Origin of the sequence: Aestuariivirga sp. (assembly GCF_047602625.1) — a bacterium.
Taxonomy (GTDB): Bacteria; Pseudomonadota; Alphaproteobacteria; order Rhizobiales; family Aestuariivirgaceae; genus Aestuariivirga.
On the sequence record NZ_JASGGV010000002.1, the window covers coordinates 1,765,027 to 1,785,151 of the forward strand.

The 20,125-nt window shown below is 62.3% G+C and carries 15 protein-coding genes and 1 pseudogene; 12 read left to right on the forward strand and 4 right to left on the reverse strand.

Annotated features, from left to right (window positions below; translation table 11 throughout):
- Window positions 1-3: 3 nt before the first annotated feature.
- From QM694_RS13780 to QM694_RS13825, 10 genes are all read left to right on the forward strand, one after another.
- Entirely contained in the window at window positions 4-276 is a 273-nt protein-coding gene (locus tag QM694_RS13780) for an HPr family phosphocarrier protein (protein WP_415007504.1), read from the forward strand.
- 76 nt (window positions 277-352) lie between these two features.
- A complete protein-coding gene (locus QM694_RS13785) occupies window positions 353-895 on the forward strand; it encodes a L,D-transpeptidase (protein WP_415007505.1) in 543 nt (180 codons plus the stop codon).
- Window positions 896-1,003: 108 nt separating this feature from the next.
- Window positions 1,004-2,410: an adenosylhomocysteinase gene (gene ahcY / locus QM694_RS13790; protein ID WP_415007506.1), complete on the forward strand. Its 1,407-nt coding sequence runs from the start codon at window positions 1,004-1,006 to the stop codon at window positions 2,408-2,410.
- A gap of 94 nt (window positions 2,411-2,504) precedes the next feature.
- On the forward strand, window positions 2,505-4,883 hold the full coding sequence (locus QM694_RS13795) for an ATP-binding protein (protein ID WP_415007507.1): 2,379 nt from the start codon (window positions 2,505-2,507) through the stop codon (window positions 4,881-4,883).
- Window positions 4,864-6,396, forward strand: coding sequence for a tRNA (adenosine(37)-N6)-threonylcarbamoyltransferase complex ATPase subunit type 1 TsaE (tsaE, locus tag QM694_RS13800; RefSeq protein WP_415007508.1), 1,533 nt, complete (start codon window positions 4,864-4,866; stop codon window positions 6,394-6,396). Before QM694_RS13795 ends, tsaE begins: the two co-directional genes overlap by 20 nt.
- Entirely contained in the window at window positions 6,393-7,103 is a 711-nt protein-coding gene (locus tag QM694_RS13805; protein ID WP_415007509.1) for a nucleotidyltransferase family protein, read from the forward strand. Before tsaE ends, QM694_RS13805 begins: the two co-directional genes overlap by 4 nt.
- Entirely contained in the window at window positions 7,100-10,117 is a 3,018-nt protein-coding gene (addB, locus tag QM694_RS13810) for a double-strand break repair protein AddB (protein WP_415007510.1), read from the forward strand. Before QM694_RS13805 ends, addB begins: the two co-directional genes overlap by 4 nt.
- On the forward strand, window positions 10,114-13,470 hold the full coding sequence (gene addA, locus QM694_RS13815; protein WP_415007511.1) for a double-strand break repair helicase AddA: 3,357 nt from the start codon (window positions 10,114-10,116) through the stop codon (window positions 13,468-13,470). Before addB ends, addA begins: the two co-directional genes overlap by 4 nt.
- A gap of 65 nt (window positions 13,471-13,535) precedes the next feature.
- Window positions 13,536-13,856 carry a thioredoxin gene (gene trxA / locus QM694_RS13820; protein ID WP_415007512.1) on the forward strand — a complete coding sequence of 107 codons (321 nt, stop codon included), beginning with the start codon at window positions 13,536-13,538 and terminating at the stop codon, window positions 13,854-13,856.
- A gap of 117 nt (window positions 13,857-13,973) precedes the next feature.
- Complete coding sequence (locus tag QM694_RS13825) at window positions 13,974-14,663, forward strand: magnesium chelatase domain-containing protein (protein WP_415007513.1); 690 nt, start codon at window positions 13,974-13,976, stop codon at window positions 14,661-14,663.
- A 307-nt stretch (window positions 14,664-14,970) separates the two neighbouring features.
- Here QM694_RS13825 and QM694_RS13830 read toward each other — a convergent pair whose 3' ends face one another.
- Both QM694_RS13830 and QM694_RS13835 read right to left on the reverse strand, forming a co-directional pair.
- Window positions 14,971-15,480 carry a TIR domain-containing protein gene (locus QM694_RS13830; RefSeq protein WP_415007514.1) on the reverse strand — a complete coding sequence of 170 codons (510 nt, stop codon included), beginning with the start codon at window positions 15,478-15,480 and terminating at the stop codon, window positions 14,971-14,973.
- A 417-nt stretch (window positions 15,481-15,897) separates the two neighbouring features.
- On the reverse strand, window positions 15,898-16,188 hold the full coding sequence (locus tag QM694_RS13835; protein ID WP_415008634.1) for a TIR domain-containing protein: 291 nt from the start codon (window positions 16,186-16,188) through the stop codon (window positions 15,898-15,900).
- Between QM694_RS13835 and QM694_RS13840 the strand changes: the two genes are divergently transcribed.
- Window positions 16,073-16,522 (forward strand): hypothetical protein, encoded by a 450-nt coding sequence (locus tag QM694_RS13840; RefSeq protein WP_415008672.1) that lies wholly within the window; start codon window positions 16,073-16,075, stop codon window positions 16,520-16,522. The genes QM694_RS13835 and QM694_RS13840 overlap by 116 nt on opposite strands.
- A gap of 431 nt (window positions 16,523-16,953) precedes the next feature.
- Here the strand turns inward: QM694_RS13840 and QM694_RS13845 are convergent, their stop codons facing one another.
- Window positions 16,954-17,178, reverse strand: coding sequence for a hypothetical protein (locus tag QM694_RS13845; protein WP_415007515.1), 225 nt, complete (start codon window positions 17,176-17,178; stop codon window positions 16,954-16,956).
- Between the two features lie 389 nt (window positions 17,179-17,567).
- Window positions 17,568-19,178 (reverse strand): recombinase family protein, encoded by a 1,611-nt coding sequence (locus QM694_RS13850; protein ID WP_415007516.1) that lies wholly within the window; start codon window positions 19,176-19,178, stop codon window positions 17,568-17,570.
- Between the two features lie 10 nt (window positions 19,179-19,188).
- Between QM694_RS13850 and QM694_RS13855 the strand changes: the two are divergent.
- A pseudogene (locus QM694_RS13855) lies at window positions 19,189-20,115 on the forward strand (YifB family Mg chelatase-like AAA ATPase); the annotation flags it as partial.
- Between the last annotated feature and the right edge of the window lie 10 nt (window positions 20,116-20,125).

Consider the following 20,125-nt stretch of genomic DNA (forward strand, 5'->3'; position numbering starts at 1 on the left):
CCCATGAGTGCGGTCACCCGGGAAATGGCCATCATCAACCAGCGCGGCTTGCACGCGCGCGCTTCGGCCAAATTCGTCAAATGCGCTGAAGGCTTTGACGCCGATATTTCGGTCAGCCGCGATGGCCAGAGCGTACCCGCCACCTCCATTATGGGCCTGATGATGCTGGCCGCCGCCATGGGAACCTCAATCACCGTCGAAGCCTCAGGGCCTCAGGCGGAAGCGGCAATCGTTGCCTTGGAACAGCTGGTGGCCAGCAAATTCGATGAGGAGTGATGCATCCCTGCATCTCGACCACTGCCTGTTGATGTCCTAAGAGGGCAAAGGGGCTCAGATTCGTTCAGAGGTAGATATGAAGCGTTTCATTCTCGCCGCACTGGCATGCGCGATGGTCGCGTTTTCAGGCGCAACCGGTGCGATCGCCAGCAAGATCGACATTACCATCAGCAAGGTCAGCCAGAAGATGACCGTGACCGTCGATGGCGATCAGGAATATGTATGGCCGGTGTCGACGGGCGCCCCCGGCTATGACACGCCGAGTGGCACCTTTCACCCCTTCCGCATGGAAAAGGACCATTTCTCCAAGGAATGGGATGATGCGCCGATGCCGTTCTCGATGTTTTTCACGGGTGCCGGCCATGCCATCCATGGCAGCTATCACATCAAGAGCCTTGGCCGCCGCGCCTCGCATGGCTGCGTGCGTCTGGCTCCCGATAACGCCGCCAAGCTTTTCGCCATGGTCCAGAAGGCGGGCATGAAGAACACCACCATCACCATCTCGGGTGGTTTTCTGGACGGTTTCTATTCGCCGAGCGCACCCGGACTCTCGTTTTTCGGCAAGAAGCCGTCGGGGAACGGCAAGAAGATCCCAGTCTGGCAGCTTCGCAATGACTGATCCGGGCTTTCAGGAGACATAAAGAAGTCCTTATATATCCATTGCCGCTCTCGCCGCTGCCTGCTATAGGCGGCGGCGATTTCATTTCCGCAGGACAGAGGGTTCTCCATGGCACACGCCCATGATTATCACGTAGCCGACATCAAGCTGGCCGGTTGGGGCCGCAAGGAGATCGACATGGCCGAGGTGGAAATGCCTGGCCTCATGTCAACCCGGCAGGAATTCAAGGCGCTGCAGCCCCTGCGTGGCGCCCGCATTTCCGGCTCCCTCCACATGACCATCCAGACGGCGGTGCTGATCGAAACGCTGGCCGCCCTGGGGGCCGATGTGCGCTGGGCCTCCTGCAACATCTATTCGACCCAGGATCACGCCGCCGCCGCCATTGCCGCCGCCGGTATCCCTGTCTTCGCCTTCAAGGGTGAATCGCTCAAGGAATACTGGGAATATACGGCAAAGATTTTCGAATGGCCCAACGGCCAGCTCACCAACATGATCCTCGACGACGGCGGCGACGCCACGCTCTATATCCTGCTGGGTTCAAAGGCCGAGAAGGACCCTTCCCTCATCGCCCATCCCAAGAGCGAGGAGGAAGAATGCCTGTTCGCCGAAATCAAGAAGCGCATCAAGTCCAGCCCCGGCTGGTTCGACAAGGTGAAGGCTTCGATCATCGGCGTGTCGGAAGAAACGACCACCGGCGTTCACCGTCTTTACGAAATGCAGAAGAAGGGCGAACTTCCTTTCCCGGCCATCAACGTCAACGACAGCGTCACCAAATCCAAGTTCGACAACAAATACGGTTGCCGGGAATCGCTGGTGGACGCCATCCGCCGCGGCACTGACGTGATGATGGCTGGCAAGGTGGCCGTCGTCTGCGGCTATGGCGATGTGGGCAAGGGCTCGGCGCAGTCGCTGAAAGGCTCGGGCGCCCGCGTTGTCGTCACCGAGATTGATCCGATCTGCGCCCTTCAGGCGGCGATGGACGGCTTTGCTGTGCAGACGCTGGAAGATGCGGTGGCGACGGCGGATATCTTCGTGACGGCCACCGGCAACAAGGACGTGATCACCGTCGACCACATGAAGCAGATGAAGGACATGGCCATCGTCTGCAACATCGGCCATTTCGACAATGAGATCCAGGTGGCGGAACTGCGCAACTTCAAGTCCACCAACATCAAGCCGCAGGTGGACATGATCCACATGCCCTCGGGGGCGCGCGTCATCCTGCTGTCGCAGGGCCGCCTCGTGAACCTGGGCAACGCCACCGGCCATCCAAGTTTCGTGATGTCCGCGTCTTTCACCAACCAGACGCTGGCGCAGATCGAACTCTTCACCAATGCCGGCACCGGCAAATACAAGAACCAGGTCTATGTGCTGCCCAAGCATCTCGATGAGAAGGTGGCGATGCTCCACTTGGCCAAGCTCGGCGTGAAGCTCACCACCCTCAAGGACGATCAGGCGGCCTATATCGGCGTTCCCGCCCAGGGGCCGTTCAAGCCGGATTACTACCGCTACTGATCGAGGATTCCGGCGCGCACCCTTTCTGGCTATAGCTTGGCCGGGGCGGGTGCGTGCTGATTCGGGCGCATCCGGTAATATGACCGGAGACAGAATGAACGCCGGCTTCGGCAAGATCATCGGCAGCGATCCGATCGTGCTGGCCGCGGTGTTTGCCGCGGTCGCCGTGTTCCTTTGGGCGCTCGCGGTGGTGCGCAGGCTGACCCGGGACGACGCGCAGGCCCGCCGCCGCATTGCAGAGCTTGAATTGAGCCTCAACGAAGCGGAATCGGCGATTGCCGCCGAAGCCCATGTGCTGGTGATCTGGCGCGGCAGGGACGATGCGCCCGAGCGCATGCTGGGCTCCATGCATAGCGCGGCGCGGGTTCCGGAAGACCTGCCCACGCTCCTCGATTTTCCTGCCTGGCTTGAACATGACTCAGCCGATGCCCTCGCAAATGCCGTGGCGCAGATGCGCGAAACCGGCACGCCCTTCAATCTTGCCGTCCGCACCGGCTCGCATGAATTGCTGGAAGCAGATGGCCGAACGGCCGGCGGCTTTGCCACCTTGCGGTTCCGCCCGCTGGCGGGCGAGCGCCGCCAGATCAACGAACTGGCTTATGATGCGCGAAAGCTCGGCAAGCAGGTGGAGCGCCTCTCCGCCGTCCTCGACGCATCTCCTCTGCCGGTTTGGCTCAGGGACGGCAATGGCAGGCTGGCCTGGGTCAATCAGGCCTATGTGAAGGCTGTCGAAGCGCCGGACAGCGGGGCCGTCATCACGGCGGCAATCGAGCTTGCCAGCGATGCGAAGATGGACCGCAGCGGCGCCAACGCGGCAACCGGCTATGCCGGCCGTGTCCATGCCGTGATCGCTGGCGCCATGCGCGCCTTGAGCATTTACGAAATTGCCCTGGCCGATGGCCGCGCCGGATTTGCCGTTGACATGACGGCGCTGGAAGAGGCGGAGAAGGAACTGGACCGCCACATCCGCGCCCATGCCTCCACCCTCGACAAGCTGGATACGGCGATTGCCATTTTCGGCCCGGACCAGAGGCTGCGCTTTCACAATGCTGCCTATGCGGCGCTCTGGCCATTGGACCCGAAATGGCTAGACAGCCATCCGACAGACGGCGAGATTCTTGACCGCCTGCGCTCGCTCCGTTCTATCCCCGAGCAGGCCAATTACCGCGAATGGCGGGCCAGGCAATTGCAGGCCTATACCACGCTCGAGATGCGCGAAAGCTGGTGGTACCTGCCGGATGGCCGCTCGCTTCATGTGGTGTGCGAGCAGCACCCCTTTGGCGGCGTCACCTATCTCTACGAGAATGCCACCGACGAAATCCGCCTCGAAAGCCGTTACAATGAACTGATCACCGTGCAGCGCGAAACGCTGGACAATCTGGAGGAAGGCGTGGCGCTGTTCGGTTCGGACGGACGCCTCAAGCTGTTCAATCCCGCCTTCGGCCAGTATTGGGGTTTCCATGCCGACATGCTGTCAAAGGAACCGCATATCGATGACCTAGCGGCGCGCGGCGGTCAGAATGAAGCGGCAGCGGCGGCATGGGATGAGGTGAAGTTGGGCATCACCCGGCTTGAAACGGCGCGCGAGCCTGTCAACGGCAAGCTGACCATCCATGACCGCGTTCTGCACTATGCAACCGTGCCGCTGCCCGATGGCAATTCACTGCTGACCTTTTCCGATATTTCCGACTCGGCCCGCATGGAGCGCGTACTGCGTGACCGCGCCGAGGCGCTGGAAGCGGCCGACCGGCTCAAGAACATGTTCTTGTCCAACGTCTCCTATGAAATCCGCACGCCCCTCACCAGCGTGCTGGGCTTTGCCGAAAGCCTGCAGCTCGGCATCGCCGGGCCGCTCTCCCCGAAGCAACGGGAATATGTGCTCGACATCCGCAGATCCTCGGAAGAGCTCAAAAACATCATCGACGCCATCATCGACCTTTCCGCCATCGATGCGGGCGCGATGGAGCTGAAGTTGGAGCCTGTCGAGGTTACGGAGGTGCTTCAGGCGGCAGCCTCGCGCCTGGCGCCTGCCATCGAGCAGCGCGATCTCACGCTCAACATTGAAGTCGCAGAAGATGCCGGCACGTTCATCGCCGATGCCAAGCGCATCGAGCAGGTGCTTATCAATCTTCTGTCGAACGCCGTGGGCTTTTCGCAAAATGGCGGCGCCATTCGCATGGGCGCGCGAAAGACCGGCGGCATGATGCAGCTCTGGGTTTCCGACATGGGGCGCGGCATCGATCCGGATTTCCAGAAACGCGCCTTTGACCGGTTCCAGGCCCGCCATGTGCCTGGCGGCCATCGTGGGCCCGGGTTGGGCCTGGCGATCGTCAAGAGCTTTGTCGATCTCCACGAGGGCCAGGTGTCCTTGCTGTCGAAGGTGAACCAGGGCACCACCGTGCTGTGTTCCTTCCCCCTTGAAGGTCCGCGCCTGCTGGGCCAGATGGCAGGCCATGCCCGCAAGATTGCCTGACGCTTCGGCGGAGTTTCCCGAACTCACCCTCGACCGGATGGAGCGGCTGGCCGCCGATCTGTCGCTGTTCGCCAGTCCCGGCATGGCGCTGCTGCTGGAGGGCGATCTGGGTGCGGGAAAATCAACCTTTGCCCGCGCCTTCATCCGTGCATTGGCGGAGGGTGCGGAGTTTGACATTCCAAGCCCCACTTTCACGCTCGTGCAATCCTACGATGAAACGCGCGTGCCTGTGGCTCACGCCGATCTCTACCGCACCGCCTCGCAACAGGAATGCATGGAACTGGGGCTCGACGATCTTCTGGCGCGCCATGTTCTCCTGATTGAATGGCCGGACCGCCTCGGCGCGGTGGGTTGGGAGGACAGGGCGCGGATTGTCATTTCAGGATCGGGCGCCACACGCACACTCAGCATCACGGCATGGGGCCGGTGCGCCGCGGCGCTGAAGCGGCATAACGTCATCGGAGCGTTTCTGCTGCAAAACGGCTGGGGCAAGGCAAAGCGCCGCTTCCTCGAAGGAGATGCCTCCTTCCGCCGCTATGAAACGGTGCAGCAGGATGGCACGCACGCGATTTTGATGGACATGCAGGCCAGGCCCGACGGCCCGCCGGTGCAGGATGGCTTGCCATACAGCGCCATCGCCCATCTGGCCGAGGATATCCGCGCCGTCATCGCCATCAACACGGAACTGGCCAAGCGCGAATTTTCCGCCCCGCACATTCTTGCCTGCGACGTTGATAAAGGCCTTGCGATTATCGAAGACCTTGGCCGCAACGTCTATGGCCGCATGATGCTGGCAGGCGATGGCATGGACGAACCTTTGCGCGCTGCGGTGGGCGTTCTGGCGGAGATCGCCGGTCAGGAATGGCCGTCGCGGGTTCCCGTCACAGGGTCTCTGCTGCACGATGTTCCGCCTTATGATTTGCGCGCCCAGCTGATCGAGGTTGATCTGCTCCCCTCATGGTTCTGGCCCTTCCTGCGCAACGAACACATTCCGGCGGCGCTGCATCATGAATTTACGGCGCTGTGGCGCGCCATTCTTCCGCATGCAGCGCCCCAGCATCCCGTATGGACGCTGCGTGACTACCATTCGCCAAACCTGCTCTGGCTGCCGGAGCGCCATGGCATAAAGCGCGTTGGCTTGATCGACACGCAGGACTGCGTTCTGGGCCACCCTGCCTATGATCTCGCTTCCCTGCTGGAGGATGCGCGTGTCGATATTGATTTTGCGATGGCGGACGCATTGTTCGCGCAGTATTGCCGCCTGCGCGGCGCTAACTTTGACCACGAAAATTTCGCCACCGCCTATGCCGTGCTCGGGGCCCAGCGCGCCACCAAGATTCTTGGCATTTTTGCAAGGCTCGCAAAGCGCGACGGCAAGCCTGGCTATCTCCGCCACATGCCGCGTGTGGCGCGTTACCTCGCGCGCAATCTCGAACATCCCGTGCTTAAGCCGCTCCGGGCATGGTTTGAAACCCATTTGCCGCAGGTGCTGGACGGGAGCCTCGGGGGATGAGCGTGGGGCAGGCGGCCATGATCCTCGCGGCAGGCTTCGGCACCCGCATGCGCCCGCTCACCGATACAAGGCCCAAGCCACTGATCGAGGTGGCCGGCAAACCGATCATCGATCATGACTATGACGCACTCCGCGCGGCAAATGTGACCTGCATCGTGGTGAACGCGCATTATCTCGCGGGCCAGATCGAAACATGGGCGGCGCAAAAGACGGACCCGCCGGTGATCGTCTCTGATGAACGCGCGGAAATCCTCGATACCGGCGGCGGCATCGTGCATGCGCTGCCGTTGCTGGGAGGCGAACCATTCTTCGTTCTCAACAGTGACAGTTTCTGGCGTGACCGGGGACGGCCCGCGCTTGAGCGCCTGCGCACGGCGTGGAATGCCGATGCGATGGATTGCCTGCTACTGCTGTCACGTCGTGACGCCGCCGTGGGCTATGACGGACAGGGTGATTTTATCCGCGAACAGACAGGCAGACTCAGGCGCAGGCCGGCTGATGAACACTCAGCGCTTGCCTATATGGGCGTCTATCTCGTTCATCCGCGCCTGTTCGCGCAAGCGCCGCAGGGGCCGTTTTCGATGAACCTCTTGTGGAACCGCGCCATTGCCGGGGGGCGGCTGCATGGCATCATCCATGACGGTCTTTGGCTGCATGTGGGAACGCCGGATGCCATCGGCCTTGCCGAAGCGGCGTTACGCGCATGAGCGGGGCGCCCCTGCGCAGCCCGCGCGTTTTCAATGTGGCCGTGGGCCAGCCCTTTCTCGATGCGCTGGCTGCGGCCGTTCTGGCAGGATTTCCCGGCCCGCGCGCACCCTCAGCCCTTGAACTTGCCCGCACCACCATTCTGGTGCCCAACCGCCGCGCCGCCCGCGACCTGGAGCAGCGCCTCTATGAGCGGAATGGCGGCGCTGGCCTGCTGCTGCCGCGCATCCGACCCATCGGTGATATCGACGAAGAGCTTTTCGATGACCCGGCCAGCCTGATCGATCATGAGGGAGTCCTGCCCGAAGCCGTGACGCAGCAGGCGCGTGAGCTGATCCTCATGGATCTCATTGCCGCTTGGGCGCGGGACAATCCGCAGCAGCGGCTGGCCCAGGAATTGGCCGCCGCGCCGCAACAGTCCGTCGCTCTTGCCGTATCGCTGGGCGAATTCCTCGATACGCTTGAGACGGAAGAGATCGATGCCCGGCAGATGGGTGATTTGTTTGGTGTCGAAGCGGCCCGCCACCGTGAAGCCATTCTGGGTTTCCTCGCTCTGGTGCAGGTGCAGCTGCCTGCCCGGCTCATCGCGCTGGGATTGCTCGGCCCCATGCAGCGCCGCGCCGCGCTGCTCCGCCGGGAGGCCCGGCGGCTGGCTGACGATCCCCCCGATGGCCCCGTCATTGCCGCAGGGTCTACCGGCTCAATTCCGGCAACCCGCGATCTCTTGGGTGTCATCGCCCGCCTGCCCAAGGGGGCGATTGTTCTTCCCGGCCTCGATATGGCGATGGATGAGGCAAGCTGGGCCGCAGCCGGGCCGCAGCATCCGCAATATCTTCTGAAATCCCTTGTGGCGCATCTGGGCATCAGCCGCAGCGATGTCGCGCCATTGCCCGGCACCACCGAAACGCCGCGCGCATGGCTTGTCAGTGAAATCATGCGGCCCACGGAGACTTCGGAGGACTGGCAGAAAACTGCCGCTGATTGCCGGGCTAAAATCGCTGCCGGCGTATCCGGCGTGTCAACACTGGAAACCCGCCATGTGCCGGAGGAAGCCCATGCCATCGCGCTGGCGCTCCGTGAGGCATTGGAAGCGCCCGAGCGCACTGCCTGCCTCGTTACGCCTGACCGCGAACTGGCGCGCCGCGTGAAGCTGGAGCTGCAAGGCTTAGGCATCGCCATCGATGACTCGGCGGGCGAGCCGCTGATCGGCTTTGGCATCGCCTCGCTCATGGCGGCGGCGATCGATGCCGTGCTGGGCGGGTTGGCGCCGGAGAGCGTCATGGCGTTGCTGCGTCATGGCGAGGCGCGCTTCGGCCTGGAGAAAACCAATCTCGACGCAGCAGCAGACGTCATTGAACTCGCAGCTTACCGCGCCGGGTCAACGCCGCCTGCCTTGGCCGGTCTTTCAAAAGAGCTTCTGCGCCGCCATGAGTCGATGCGAAGGGATTCGCATGTTCCAGCCGCTTTGGCGCGCCACGATGATAGAACGTGGGCCGATGCCGTCGCCGTGGCGCAAAAGCTTGCCGATACGCTTTGTCCCCTGTCATCCCGGCCGCCCGGCGCATTCGGCGGCCATGTCATGTCGGTGCTGGACGCCGTCGCGGTGATTGCGGGCGCGGATTGGCCCGGCGAAAGCGGCGAGGCGCTCCGTACGCTGATTGACGATCTTCTGCGCGATGCGTCTTCCCTCCCGGAGGCGGGTTTTGTCGAGTCGGCGCTGTACCTCCGCCATGTGCTGGCGGTCACGGCGCTTCGTCCGAGGCGCGCTGCGCATGCCCGTCTTGCCATTCTGGGCCTGCTTGAGGCGCGCCTTGTACAGCCTGACCTGATGATTCTGGGTGGCCTCAATGAGGGCCGCTGGCCGGCCTTGGCCAGCAGCGGTCCCTGGCTCAACCGCCCGATGCGTGAACGCCTCAACATGCAGCAGCCGGAACGCGCCATCGGCCAGACCGCGCATGATTTCGCGCAGGCCTTCGGGTGCCGGGAGGTGCTGCTCACCTGGTCGCGCCGTGTTGGCGATGCGCCGGTCATTCCCTCCCGCTGGATTCTCCGCCTTCGCATGCTCCTCAAGGCGGCGTCCGTCATCATTCCCGAAGCCCCATGGCAGGCGCTCTCTGCCGCGATCCAGGAGCCCGCAACCGTAACGCCCTGCGGCAAGCCTAAGCCATCCCCTCCCGTGGCCGCGCGCCCGAAGAGCCTGGGCGTCACCCGCGTCGAGGTGCTGATCCGCGATCCCTATGCGATCTATGCCGAGCGCGTCTTGAATCTGAAACCGCTCGAAGAGATGGGAGACGCCGCCGCCTTCTCGCGCCGCGGCATGATCTTCCATGAAGCCATCGGAAATTTCCTGAAACTCTATCCCCAGGCGCTTCCGCCGGACGGTGAGCGGGAATTGCTGCGCTTCGGGCGTGCAAGCTTTGGTGAGGTCCTGACAGACCCTGAAACCGGGCCTTTCTGGTGGCCGCAGTTCGAACGCATTGCCAGGGCCTTTCTGCTTGAGGAAGAAAAGCTGCGCGCCGATGCCAGGCAGGTCTTTGCCGAGATCGATGGCAAGCTGATCCTTGAGACGGCCGCCGGGCAATTCAGGCTCACCTGCCGCGCCGACCGTATTGACCTTCTGAACAATGGCACGGCGCGCATCATCGATTACAAGACCGGCAGCGTGAAAAGCAGCAAACAGGTCAATGCGGGCCTGGCGCCGCAGTTGACGTTGGAAGCCGCCATGCTGAAGCGCGGCGCCTTCGCGGCCATTGGTGCTGCGCTTGCGGGTCACCTCGCTTATGTAAAATTGGGCGCGGGCGATCCGCCGGTGAAGGAAAATCCGATCAGGCTCGATGACACGGTTGAAGCCACGGCCAACCGCGATTTGTCCGGGCTCCTAAATCTTCTTGCTGTGTATGCCGATCCGGCCCGGCCCTACCTGCCACGCGTTATGGCGGAAAAGGAAGACGACGCGCTCCCCTATGATCATTTCTCGCGCTACCGCGAATGGGCCTTGTCAGGTGGCAAGGCATGAGCGGCAATGCGCAGCAGGGCAAGGCATCCGATCCCAAAGCCTCCGCCTGGGTTAATGCCAATGCGGGCTCCGGCAAGACGCATGTGTTGATCAACCGGCTGATCCGCTTGATGCTCGACGGCACCGAGCCGTCGAAAATTCTCTGCCTCACCTTCACCCGCGCCGCCGCGTCTGAAATGGCGTCCCGGCTCTATGATCGCGTGGGCGGCTGGATCACGCTCGGGGACGAGGATCTGCAGGGTAAATTGCGTGAGCTTGGCGCTGAGGATGTCTCGCCAGAGCGTCTGCGCCGCGCCCGGCAGCTTTTCACCGCCGCGCTGGAAACGCCGGGCGGCCTCAAGATCCAAACCATCCATGCCTTCTGCGAACGCCTGCTGCAGCTTTTTCCCGTCGAAGCGGGAATTGTTCCCGATTTCACCGTCATGGACGACAGGGCCTCGGCGGAAGCCTTGTCCGCCGCGCGCCGCCATGTGCTGCAGGGCATACAGCGGGACCCGCAAAGCGCCATCAGCACCGCCTTCGCGGAAGTTGTGCGTCATGCGCAGGCGGAACAGTTTGACGAACTGCTGACGGCGATCCTCCGCCAGCGTGCCGATCTCGCAGATATTCTGGAAAATACAGGTGGAGTGGCGGAAGCCAGTTCCCTTCTTCGCACCGCGCTTGATCTTCAGCCGGGAGAAGATGAAGCGGCAGTTCATGCCACATTGAGTCTGGATCGCCCCCTCTGCCAGCGGTTCATCGCGGCACTGAATACAGGCTCTGACGCCGCGAAAGCGGTCGCATCCCAGATCGCCGGTGTTCTGCTGCGTGCCAACGCAACGCTGTTTGATCTGCAAGATGTGTATTTGACCGGCGAGAAGAAGCCGCGAAGCCTCCGCACCATGGCATCTGCCCAAATTCTCGCCGCATGGCCGGATGCCGCTGGTTTTGCAACGGCCGAACAGGCGCGCCTTGCAACGGCCCTTGGCAAGCTGGCCGATCTCGAGCATCTGCGCGCCACGCTGGCGCTGCTCACCGTTGCAAGCGCCATCACGCTGGCCTTCGAGCGCGAGAAGCGCCGCGGCGGCGCTTATGACTTCGACGATCTGATCTTGCGCACGTCAGGTCTTTTGGCGGCGCAGCCCGATGCGGCCTGGGTGCTGTTCAAGCTCGATGGCGGCATTGACCATGTGCTGGTGGACGAGGCGCAGGACACCAGCCCCGCGCAGTGGAACATCATCCGTGCCCTCACCGAGGAGTTCTTTTCCGGAATTGGCGTGGAGCGCCCGAAGCCCCGCACCTTGTTCGTGGTGGGAGACCGCAAGCAGTCGATCTATTCCTTTCAGGGCGCCGATCCCGATGTGTTCGAGGAGGTTTTCGCCGGTTTCGGGGAGCGCATCCGTGCCGCCGGGGAGAATTTCTATCCCTTGGATTTCACGGTTTCCTACCGCTCGCTGCCAGCGGTGTTGCAGGCTGTGGATGCGGTGTTCGCGCCCGGCCGCCTAGCCAGGCAAGGCCTCGAAGGGCCAATGCCCCGCGATTTCCTGCATCAGGCGCAACGCGTCGGACAGCGGGGCCTTGTCGAACTCTGGCCTTTGGTGGAGCCGGAGGATCGTGGCGAAGACCAGCCCTGGCAGGCTCCGGTGGATCAGGAACCCGCCAATTCGCCCGCCAGGCGTCTGGCGCGCGCTGTTGCAGCCAGGGTCAAATCATGGATCGGCCATCGGCAGCTGCTGGCCGCCGGGCGGGCGGTCACGGCCTCCGACATTCTCATTCTCGTCCGTGTACGGAATGCCTTTTTCGATGCGCTGATCCGCGAATTGCGTCTGGCGGGCATTCCCGTCGCCGGCGCTGACCGTTTGAAGCTGGGTGAAAACCTGGCCGTCCTCGATCTCATGGCGCTGGCGCGCTTCTGCTTGATGCCGGGCGATGATTATGCGCTGGCCTGCCTGCTCAAAAGCCCGCTGGCGCCGCGTCCCCTGTCTGAAGCCCAGATTTTCGATCTGGCGGCGGAGCGGGGGGGGCAGTCTCTGTGGCAGCGCCTGCAGGACAGCGCGGATAATGATTGCCAGCTAATCGCCGCCCGCCTGATGCGCTGGCGCGGCCTAGCGCATAGTCTCAGGCCGTTTGAATTTTTCGGCGCCGTGCTCACCGAAACGCGCGCTGCCATTTATGCGCGCCTGGGCAGCGAGGCCCGCGATGCGCTGGACGCCTTCCTCGACGCAACACTGGCGCATGAGCGCGACCATGGTGCGTCGCTGCAGGGCTTTGTGCAGTGGTTCACCAGCGGCGATGTCGAGATCAAGCGCAACATGGAGCAGGGCGCCGATGAAGTCCGCATCATGACCGTCCATGGCGCCAAGGGCCTCGAAGCGCCCATCGTCATTCTGCCGGATACCGTGAGCATGCCCGATCACAAGACGGCCAGCCCGCTGATGATGCTGGAGACGGACAATGGCGGGCAGGACTTGCCGTTCTGGCGGTTGCCAGGGCGATATGTTTCGCAGGCGCTCACCCGCCACAAGCTGGCGGGCGAGGAAGACCGCGCGCATGAATACCGCCGCCTGCTGTATGTGGCGATGACGCGGGCGCGCGACGAATTATATGTCTGCGGCTATCGCGGCCAGCATGAGGCATCGGACAAATGCTGGTACAGCATGGTAGAAGATGCGCTTCAGCCTCTCATGCGCGAGGCGGGCGATGGCGTGCGACGCATGGGGGATGATCCGGTTCTTGCGGCAGCAAAACCTGTCGCCGCCACACAAGTCACAGAACTCCCCGCATGGCTCAACACGCCACCGCCGCCTGAACCTGAAACCGAAGCTCATGCCACGCCCTCGTCACTGGGAAAATCCGGCGCTGTTAATCGGCCTGCTGTCGCACGCGGCCTCATCATCCACCGCGTCCTGCAGCTTCTGCCGGATGTGAAAGCGGAAAACTGGCCCGCCTTCATCCGCCGCACGCTCATCAAATCCGGGCTGGATGAAAATGACGCCGTTCAGCTTTCCGATCTTGTGCAGCGGGAAGATGTGCGCGCCATTCTTGCGCCCGGAGGAATGTCGGAAGTCCCGATCCGCGTGAAAATCGCAGCCCTCGATCAGCCCATCTCCGGCCGTCTCGACCGCCTGCTGTTCCGTGATGGCGAGGTGCTTGCCTTCGATTACAAGACCGACCGCGCGCCACCCGCCCGGCCCGATGCCGTAAGCCCTGCCTACCGGCTGCAAATGGCCGCCTATCGGGAGGCGCTTCAGGCCATCCATCCCGGCCAGGCGGTGCGCTGCTTCATCCTGTGGACGGAAACCCTCGGCCTCATGGAACTTCCCGGCTCCGTGCTGGCCGATGCGCTGCTTCACATTCCCGGCAACCGGCCTTGACCCACCCCGGACCGGCTCCTACCTTTCAATCCAGCAGACTTTCGATTCCCCCCAAGAGGTTCAGCATGTCCACCCACAAGGTTTCCGATCAGTCCTTCGACGCCGATGTCCTGAAGTCCGAAACGCCGGTCATCGTCGATTTCTGGGCCGAATGGTGCGGCCCCTGCAAGATGATCGGTCCGGCGCTGGAAGAAATCGCCGCCACGCTTGGCCCCAAGGCCAAGATCGTCAAGATCAACATTGACGAAAATCCCTCCACCCCGTCCAAATATGGCGTGCGCGGCATTCCCACCCTCATGGTGTTCAAGGGCGGCAAGGTTGCCGCCACCAAGGTCGGCGCCGCCCCCAAGAACCAGCTTCAGTCCTGGATCGAACAGTCGATCTGACGCCCCCGCACATCCCGCACCAATGAAGGCCGCTCTCCGGGCGGCCTTTGTTCCATAAATGTTCTTGTTGATTCCGGAAAGCTCTGATACCGTTGCGTTACGGTAATGGGGCTGGCGATGACGTCTCGGGTATCAACGGTTGCGTTTCAGGGCATTGAGGCTGTCCCCGTCGATGTGCAGGCGCAGTTTGTGTCGGGGCAGGTTCTGTTTCATGTCGTGGGCCTTCCCGACAAGGCGGTGGCCGAAAGCCGCGAACGGGTGCGCGCGGCCCTCCATGCCATTGGCCTGGCCCTTCCAGGCAAACGGCTCATCGTCAATCTCTCGCCCGCCGACCTGCCGAAGGAAGGCAGCCATTTCGATCTCCCCATCGCCCTGGCGCTGCTGGCCGCGCTGGGGGTCATCCCGCCCGATTTCCTGCAGCGCTATGTGGTGATGGGTGAACTGTCGCTCGATAGCGGCATTCTGGGTGTGGCCGGGGCACTCCCCGCCGCCATGGCTGCCAATGCCCGCGGCATGGGGCTGATCTGCCCGAAGGCCTCGGGCGCCGAGGCCGCATGGGCGGGTGAGGATGTGGATATCCTGGCGCCCGAAAATCTCATCCAGCTCATCAATCACGTGAAGGGCGCGCAGGTCATACGCGCCCCCAAACCGGCCATTGCCGATGAACCGCAGGCCATGCCAGACCTGCGGGATATCAAAGGCCAGGAATCGGGCAAGCGGGCGCTGGAGGTGGCAGCCGCTGGCGGCCATCACCTGTTCCTGTTGTCAACCCTAGACCCCAAAGCGGGCCTCTTGGAGGCGGCATAGCGTGGCGGCGAGGATGGGGAGATGGCGGCGAGCCAAGCGCCACCTAGCGCGGGTGGACTGGATGGACAAGCCTATGACCGCCTTTGCACTGGTAGCATCGGCGGTCATCATGGCGCTTAGCGTGGCGGGCATAGGGCGGGGCTTCGGGCTCTGGTAGGCCGGGCCTCATGGCCGGTGAAATGCGGGAGCGATAAGGGGCACGGGGGGAAGCGCCGCCGTTGCCACGTAAGGGTGGCCTCTCGCGTTTTCGATGCGCGGGGGACCTTCCGGTGCATTCCCACTACGGCCCTTAGGCAGGAGGAGTGAATCAACGCATCACTATGTTCCAATCAATCACGTAGCCCGCCGACTGTAACTCGCGTGCCAAGCTTGTTTTCCAGTCCGCGCCGTCAAGGCGTATGTAAACCACTCCGTCAAAGTCCGAAGGCGCTTCTATATCTCCCTTAACGAGTGCTGCAACATGTGCAGGCCCCAGCTCACCTATAAAGAACCCTAGCTCAAAAACCACGTTCTGCCTCGCACGAGGTTTAGTCTCAACTAGCCCAAAGCGGGCTCCATGGTCATCAGGGGTCATCAAGACAACGGCAAAGCCTACGTCCGCTGCTTCCTCCCGGAATTTGGTGATGATTGTTCGCCCTTTATTAGGACGCTCGTGTAAGACAATTGCTTCAAACCCCAAGTTCTCAATAAACCGTGCGACAGACTCCTTGGCCCCATCGTCATGGCCGTGCACGATGAATACTTTGCGGCTATTTGAGCGAGTGTTGGCCGCTGGGCGCACCGCTCCCTCTTCTGCCTGTTCGGCTTGCTTCTCCACCAATTGCTCTTGAAGACCTCTAATTGCTTGGGAAAGCAAAGCGTGAGACCGCTTCAGATCGCGGGCGACTGTCGGTTGGAACTCATGCGGGTGTACGTCCCGATTATAGAAATATGGCCCCCGATCAATTATGGCAGCGGTCCTATACAGTCCGTAATCGTAGGTATCGGCACCAAACGTCCTGATGAGAACTCTCCTCTATAGCCGCTTGAAGGGCTTCCAGGGCCGGTGCGGAATGTTGGTCAGTTACAGTGGTAGGATCAAACTGCTCTACCTCATTTCGCCGCCGTTCAAGGCGCTCTATTCCTGAAAGTATCTCAGGCACTGACAAATTGGATGACCTTGTAGGAAGGCTAGCGTGAGGTCGTTTTGCCATCTTGATCCTTGAACAAATGAAAGCCTGTTGAGCGCCCACATTCAAGCAAGTGCGTCGTTCAAGTCAATTACGTAACCTGCGGCCTTAAGTTCCTTTGCAAGAAGAATCCTCCAAGCGCCATCCCCAAGAGCGATATAGGCTACACCGTCATAGTCGGAAGGCTTTTCAATGTCTCCCTTCACAAGCGCGGCAACATGAGACGGGCCTAATGCCCCGATGAAAAAGCCCAACTCGAAAACGACATTTTGCCTCGCTCGTGACCTGGGTTCCGACTGCCCGGCCTTGGTCTCGCCGCGTGTAATATCGGTACCGCAACTCCATCGCTTCGGCATAGCCGCGCTGATAGTCGCTGTCATAGCGGTTGAGCATGTCATATCCCTGCACTGCCGCCCAGAACCCCAGCTTGAAGGCATAGTTCCCCCGGAGCGGCGTGGCGATGGCGAGTGGATCGCGGATGCGCTTGTGTTCCTCGTGGCCTGCCCAGCATTGGTGGCGGCAGAAGTGCCGGTCGGCCCTGTCGCTGCCGACATGCCAAAAGACGAACTTGCCTTTCTTGCCGGTGTTGAAGTGCTGCGGCAGAACGCTATCAACACGGTGACAGGTGAAGCAATGTATCTTGATGCTGCCTCTCGGGACGGCAATGGGGCGATCCTCTGGCACGGGTGAGCTCTCGGTAGATGCGCAAGGCTAGTGCTTGCCGAAGAGGTCATCCATTCCATAAACCGGCTCTTCCGACTTCTCGCTTTCTTCGTGCTGATTGTCGTCCTCAAGCTCATCGTCCTCGGGATCATCTGGGCTTTCGTCCATGAAGATTGGCCAAGGCTCATTCAGGAGTGCCTTGATGATAACAAGGGCTGGATGGTCCGCGCCCAGCTCGGCGGCCACCTTGTCAACGCTCAGCCTCGTGTCACACTTCCACCTGAAATTCGCAAAGCGATGGCTGAGCGCCCGTTCCCGAAGCTCTGCAACGGGCTCGCTCCAAGCATGGGGTTCCAGCAGTCGCGCTGCCCTTGCGAACTTCTCATCGGTTTCCTCAAGGGTGGAGAGCTTGCTCAGGAAAGACGGGGCGGCGGGCTAAGTCATTGCCGGGTTACTCCTTACTGCTGGGGATTGGCGGTGCGCACGTTTGAAAAACTGTGGTCGCCCAAAAGCTCGGCCATCACGCCATCAACGGCGGTGATCAGGGCGAAGCAGCGGTCCTGAAGCGGTGAGCCTTTGGGATGCTCGCCCCTGCCACACTCGGAGGCGAGGTTCCGCACCGTGGCCAGCTCATCCACGAAATACTGCCGATCAGAAAACGACATGGGGAGATTGGCGGGCATGACTGTGGCTTACTGCGGCGCAATGAACGTTCTCTAAATGTTCTCACCGCGTACCCGGAGAGTCAAGGCCCTATGTCAGAGGCGCTCGCCAGTCCTATAGACCGGCCTAGGGCCTGCCTTCAGGCGCACCGGCCAATCGCCCCGCTTCGTCTTGCCCTTGCGGATGCTGTAGCCAAACGCCGGTAACATTGAGGGAGCGCACGGGAACACGCCCTCATAGAAGCAGCCCTCATCGCGGGCGTATCGCGTCTCTTGCTTGAAGAAAATGCAGTCATCATCCATCCACCCCCGAGACTTCACGATAGGCAGGCGCTCAAAGCGTTCCCACTCAGTGAGGGGCTTTGGGAAGATCGCGCGGCGAAGAGCCCGCAAGGCGGCCAGCAAAGAGCTCATGCTACGGGCTCCGCGCTCTCGGTAGTGGATGAAGAGGGAAGCGGTGCCTTGGCCTTAGTGGGAGCGCGCCTTCTCGCGGCCATGTCGAAGCTCGCCTTCAGGCCCCAGTCACCCGTGTGCCGCCAGTGCAACTCCACCTGGCCCATGCGCCAGCTAATGACCGCCTTGTCAAAGGCGCGGCGCAATCCCGCATTGGCTTTAGCGATGTCGAGAGGCTCCGCTTCAAGCGCATCGGCGGCAGCACCCGCGTTGCCCATCACGATTGACGCGCCGCCTGATGCAAGCTGCCGGTTAATCTCAATGAGCCGGTGCTCCGAGTGTTCCTTCACCGCTGCCTGATTATCGAACTCCGCGCGGATTTGCGGTGATGGCTGGCGGAGCATCTCATCCGTGACGCGGGATAGGTGCAAGGTGGCCTCATCCACTTGAGCCCGGAGCTTGGCCGCCTGCTGCTTCAGGTCCTCATCAATGGCAATCGTTTTAGACGCCTTGGCGCGGATTGTGGAGCTCAAGCCCCGGAGCGCCTTCTCAATGGCCTCTTGGTCCACCGCGCGGTATTCGCACCCTGCTCCCACCTTGGCGGCAGCGCACACGAGATAGGCTCGGCCACCCTTCTTAGGGCTCGCCTTGTTAACGCGGGTCATGGTGCCCCCGCATGATGCACACCGCGCGAGCCCGGCAAGCAGGCTGACAACTCCGCGCCGTCCATCATGCACGGAACGGCTCTTGCGCTCGCCACCATGCAGCGCATTGACCGCCTCATAGAGCTCTCGGGAGACGATGGCGGGATAGTAATTGTCCACCGGGCTCTCGGGATGCCTGAGCTTGTGCTTAGCAGTCGGGTCTATCGTGTGCGGGACATAGGTGCCTATGACGGACGGCGAGCGGAGCCACTTGGCGATGATGCTCTTGTGCCAATGCTTCGCGCCATCGGCGGTGGGCAGTCCCTCACGGTTGAGCGTCTCCGCAATCTTGTGCTGCCCGATGCCACCCGCTGCCATGGCAAACACGCGGCGCACAATCGCGGCCTTCTCTTCGATGACCTCAAAGCGGCGCTCCGGGCCATCGCCCATCACGCGGAGCCAGCTTGGAGCCCGCTTCGTGAGGATGCGCTTGGGAGCATTGATGCGCTTCTGCTGCCACACCGCGCGGAGACGGCGGGCCTTTGTGGCGCTCTCCTCGTTTGCGCGGATGGCCACCATGAAGGCATACATGAAGGCCATCGGGTCATCGTCCAGCGTCCTCTCATCATAAACGCGCCCATCCGCGAGCGTCACCACCACAATGCCCGCCTCGCATATTTGCTCTAGGAGCCGCACCGCCTTCCGGGGCTTGGCGCGGGAGAGCCGGTCCATGCTTTCGATGAGGAGCCACGAGCCTTGCGGGACCGCACCAATCTTCACCGCTTCCATGAACTCGCCAAGGCGTCCCGTCTCCGCGTTGGCGCTCCGGTAGGCTGAGACCCCCAGGTCCTCATAGCTCGCGTCCTGAAGCTCAAGCCCATGCCTGTCCGCATAGTCGTTTGCCATCTGTGCTTGGCGGCGATGCGAGTCACCCTTGATTTGCTCGGGGGTGGAGAAACGGAGGTAGCTATAAGCCTTGGTCATCGGGTTCCCTCTATCCTATGTAGGGTCCAATGTACAGCATAGGTTGATGGTTGGCCCCCCGGGTGCGGGCAAGTCCATGCTGGCCCAGCGCCTGCCGTCGGTGCTGCCGCCCATGGATGCGCGCGAAATGCTGGACGTCAGCATGATCGCCTCGGTGGCGGGTGAACTGGCGGGCGGCAAGCTGTCGCGCCGCAGGCCATTCCGCGCGCCACATCATTCCGCCAGCATGGCGGCTCTGGTCGGCGGCGGCCTCAAGGCCAGGCCCGGTGAAATGGCGCTGGCCCATCACGGTGTTCTGTTTCTCGATGAATTGCCGGAGTTTCAGCCGCGTGTGCTGGAGAGCCTGCGCCAGCCGCTCGAAACGGGCGAGACGGTGGTGGCGCGCGTCAACTATCACATCACCTATCCCGCCCGCTTTCAGCTCGTCTCAGCTATGAACCCCTGCAAATGCGGCAGTGCGGGTGAACCCGGCCATGTCTGCCGCACCGGCCCCCGCTGCGCCGCCGACTATCAGGCGCGCATCTCGGGGCCTCTGCTTGATCGCATGGACATCCAGATTGAACTGCCCGCCGTCAAGGCATCCGATCTCGCCCTTCCGCCGCCCAAGGAATCGAGCGCCGATGTAGCGCTCCGTGTCGCCGCCGCCCGCGCCATTCAGGCCAAGCGTTTTGCCGCGCTGGGCAAGCCCAATCTCCGCACCAACGCCGAAGCCGATGGCGCGCTGCTGGAAGAAATCGCCACACCGGAAGCCTCCGGCCTCAAATTGCTGCGCGAGGCGGCGGATGCCATGAACCTTTCGGCGCGCGGCTATCACCGCGTCCTCCGTGTGGCCCGCACGCTGGCTGATCTGGATCACGCCGAGCATGTTGCGCGCATCCACGTGGCCGAGGCCTTGAGCTATCGCCAGCGTCTTGCCTCCTTCCGTATTGCCGCCTGAACCTCGTTAA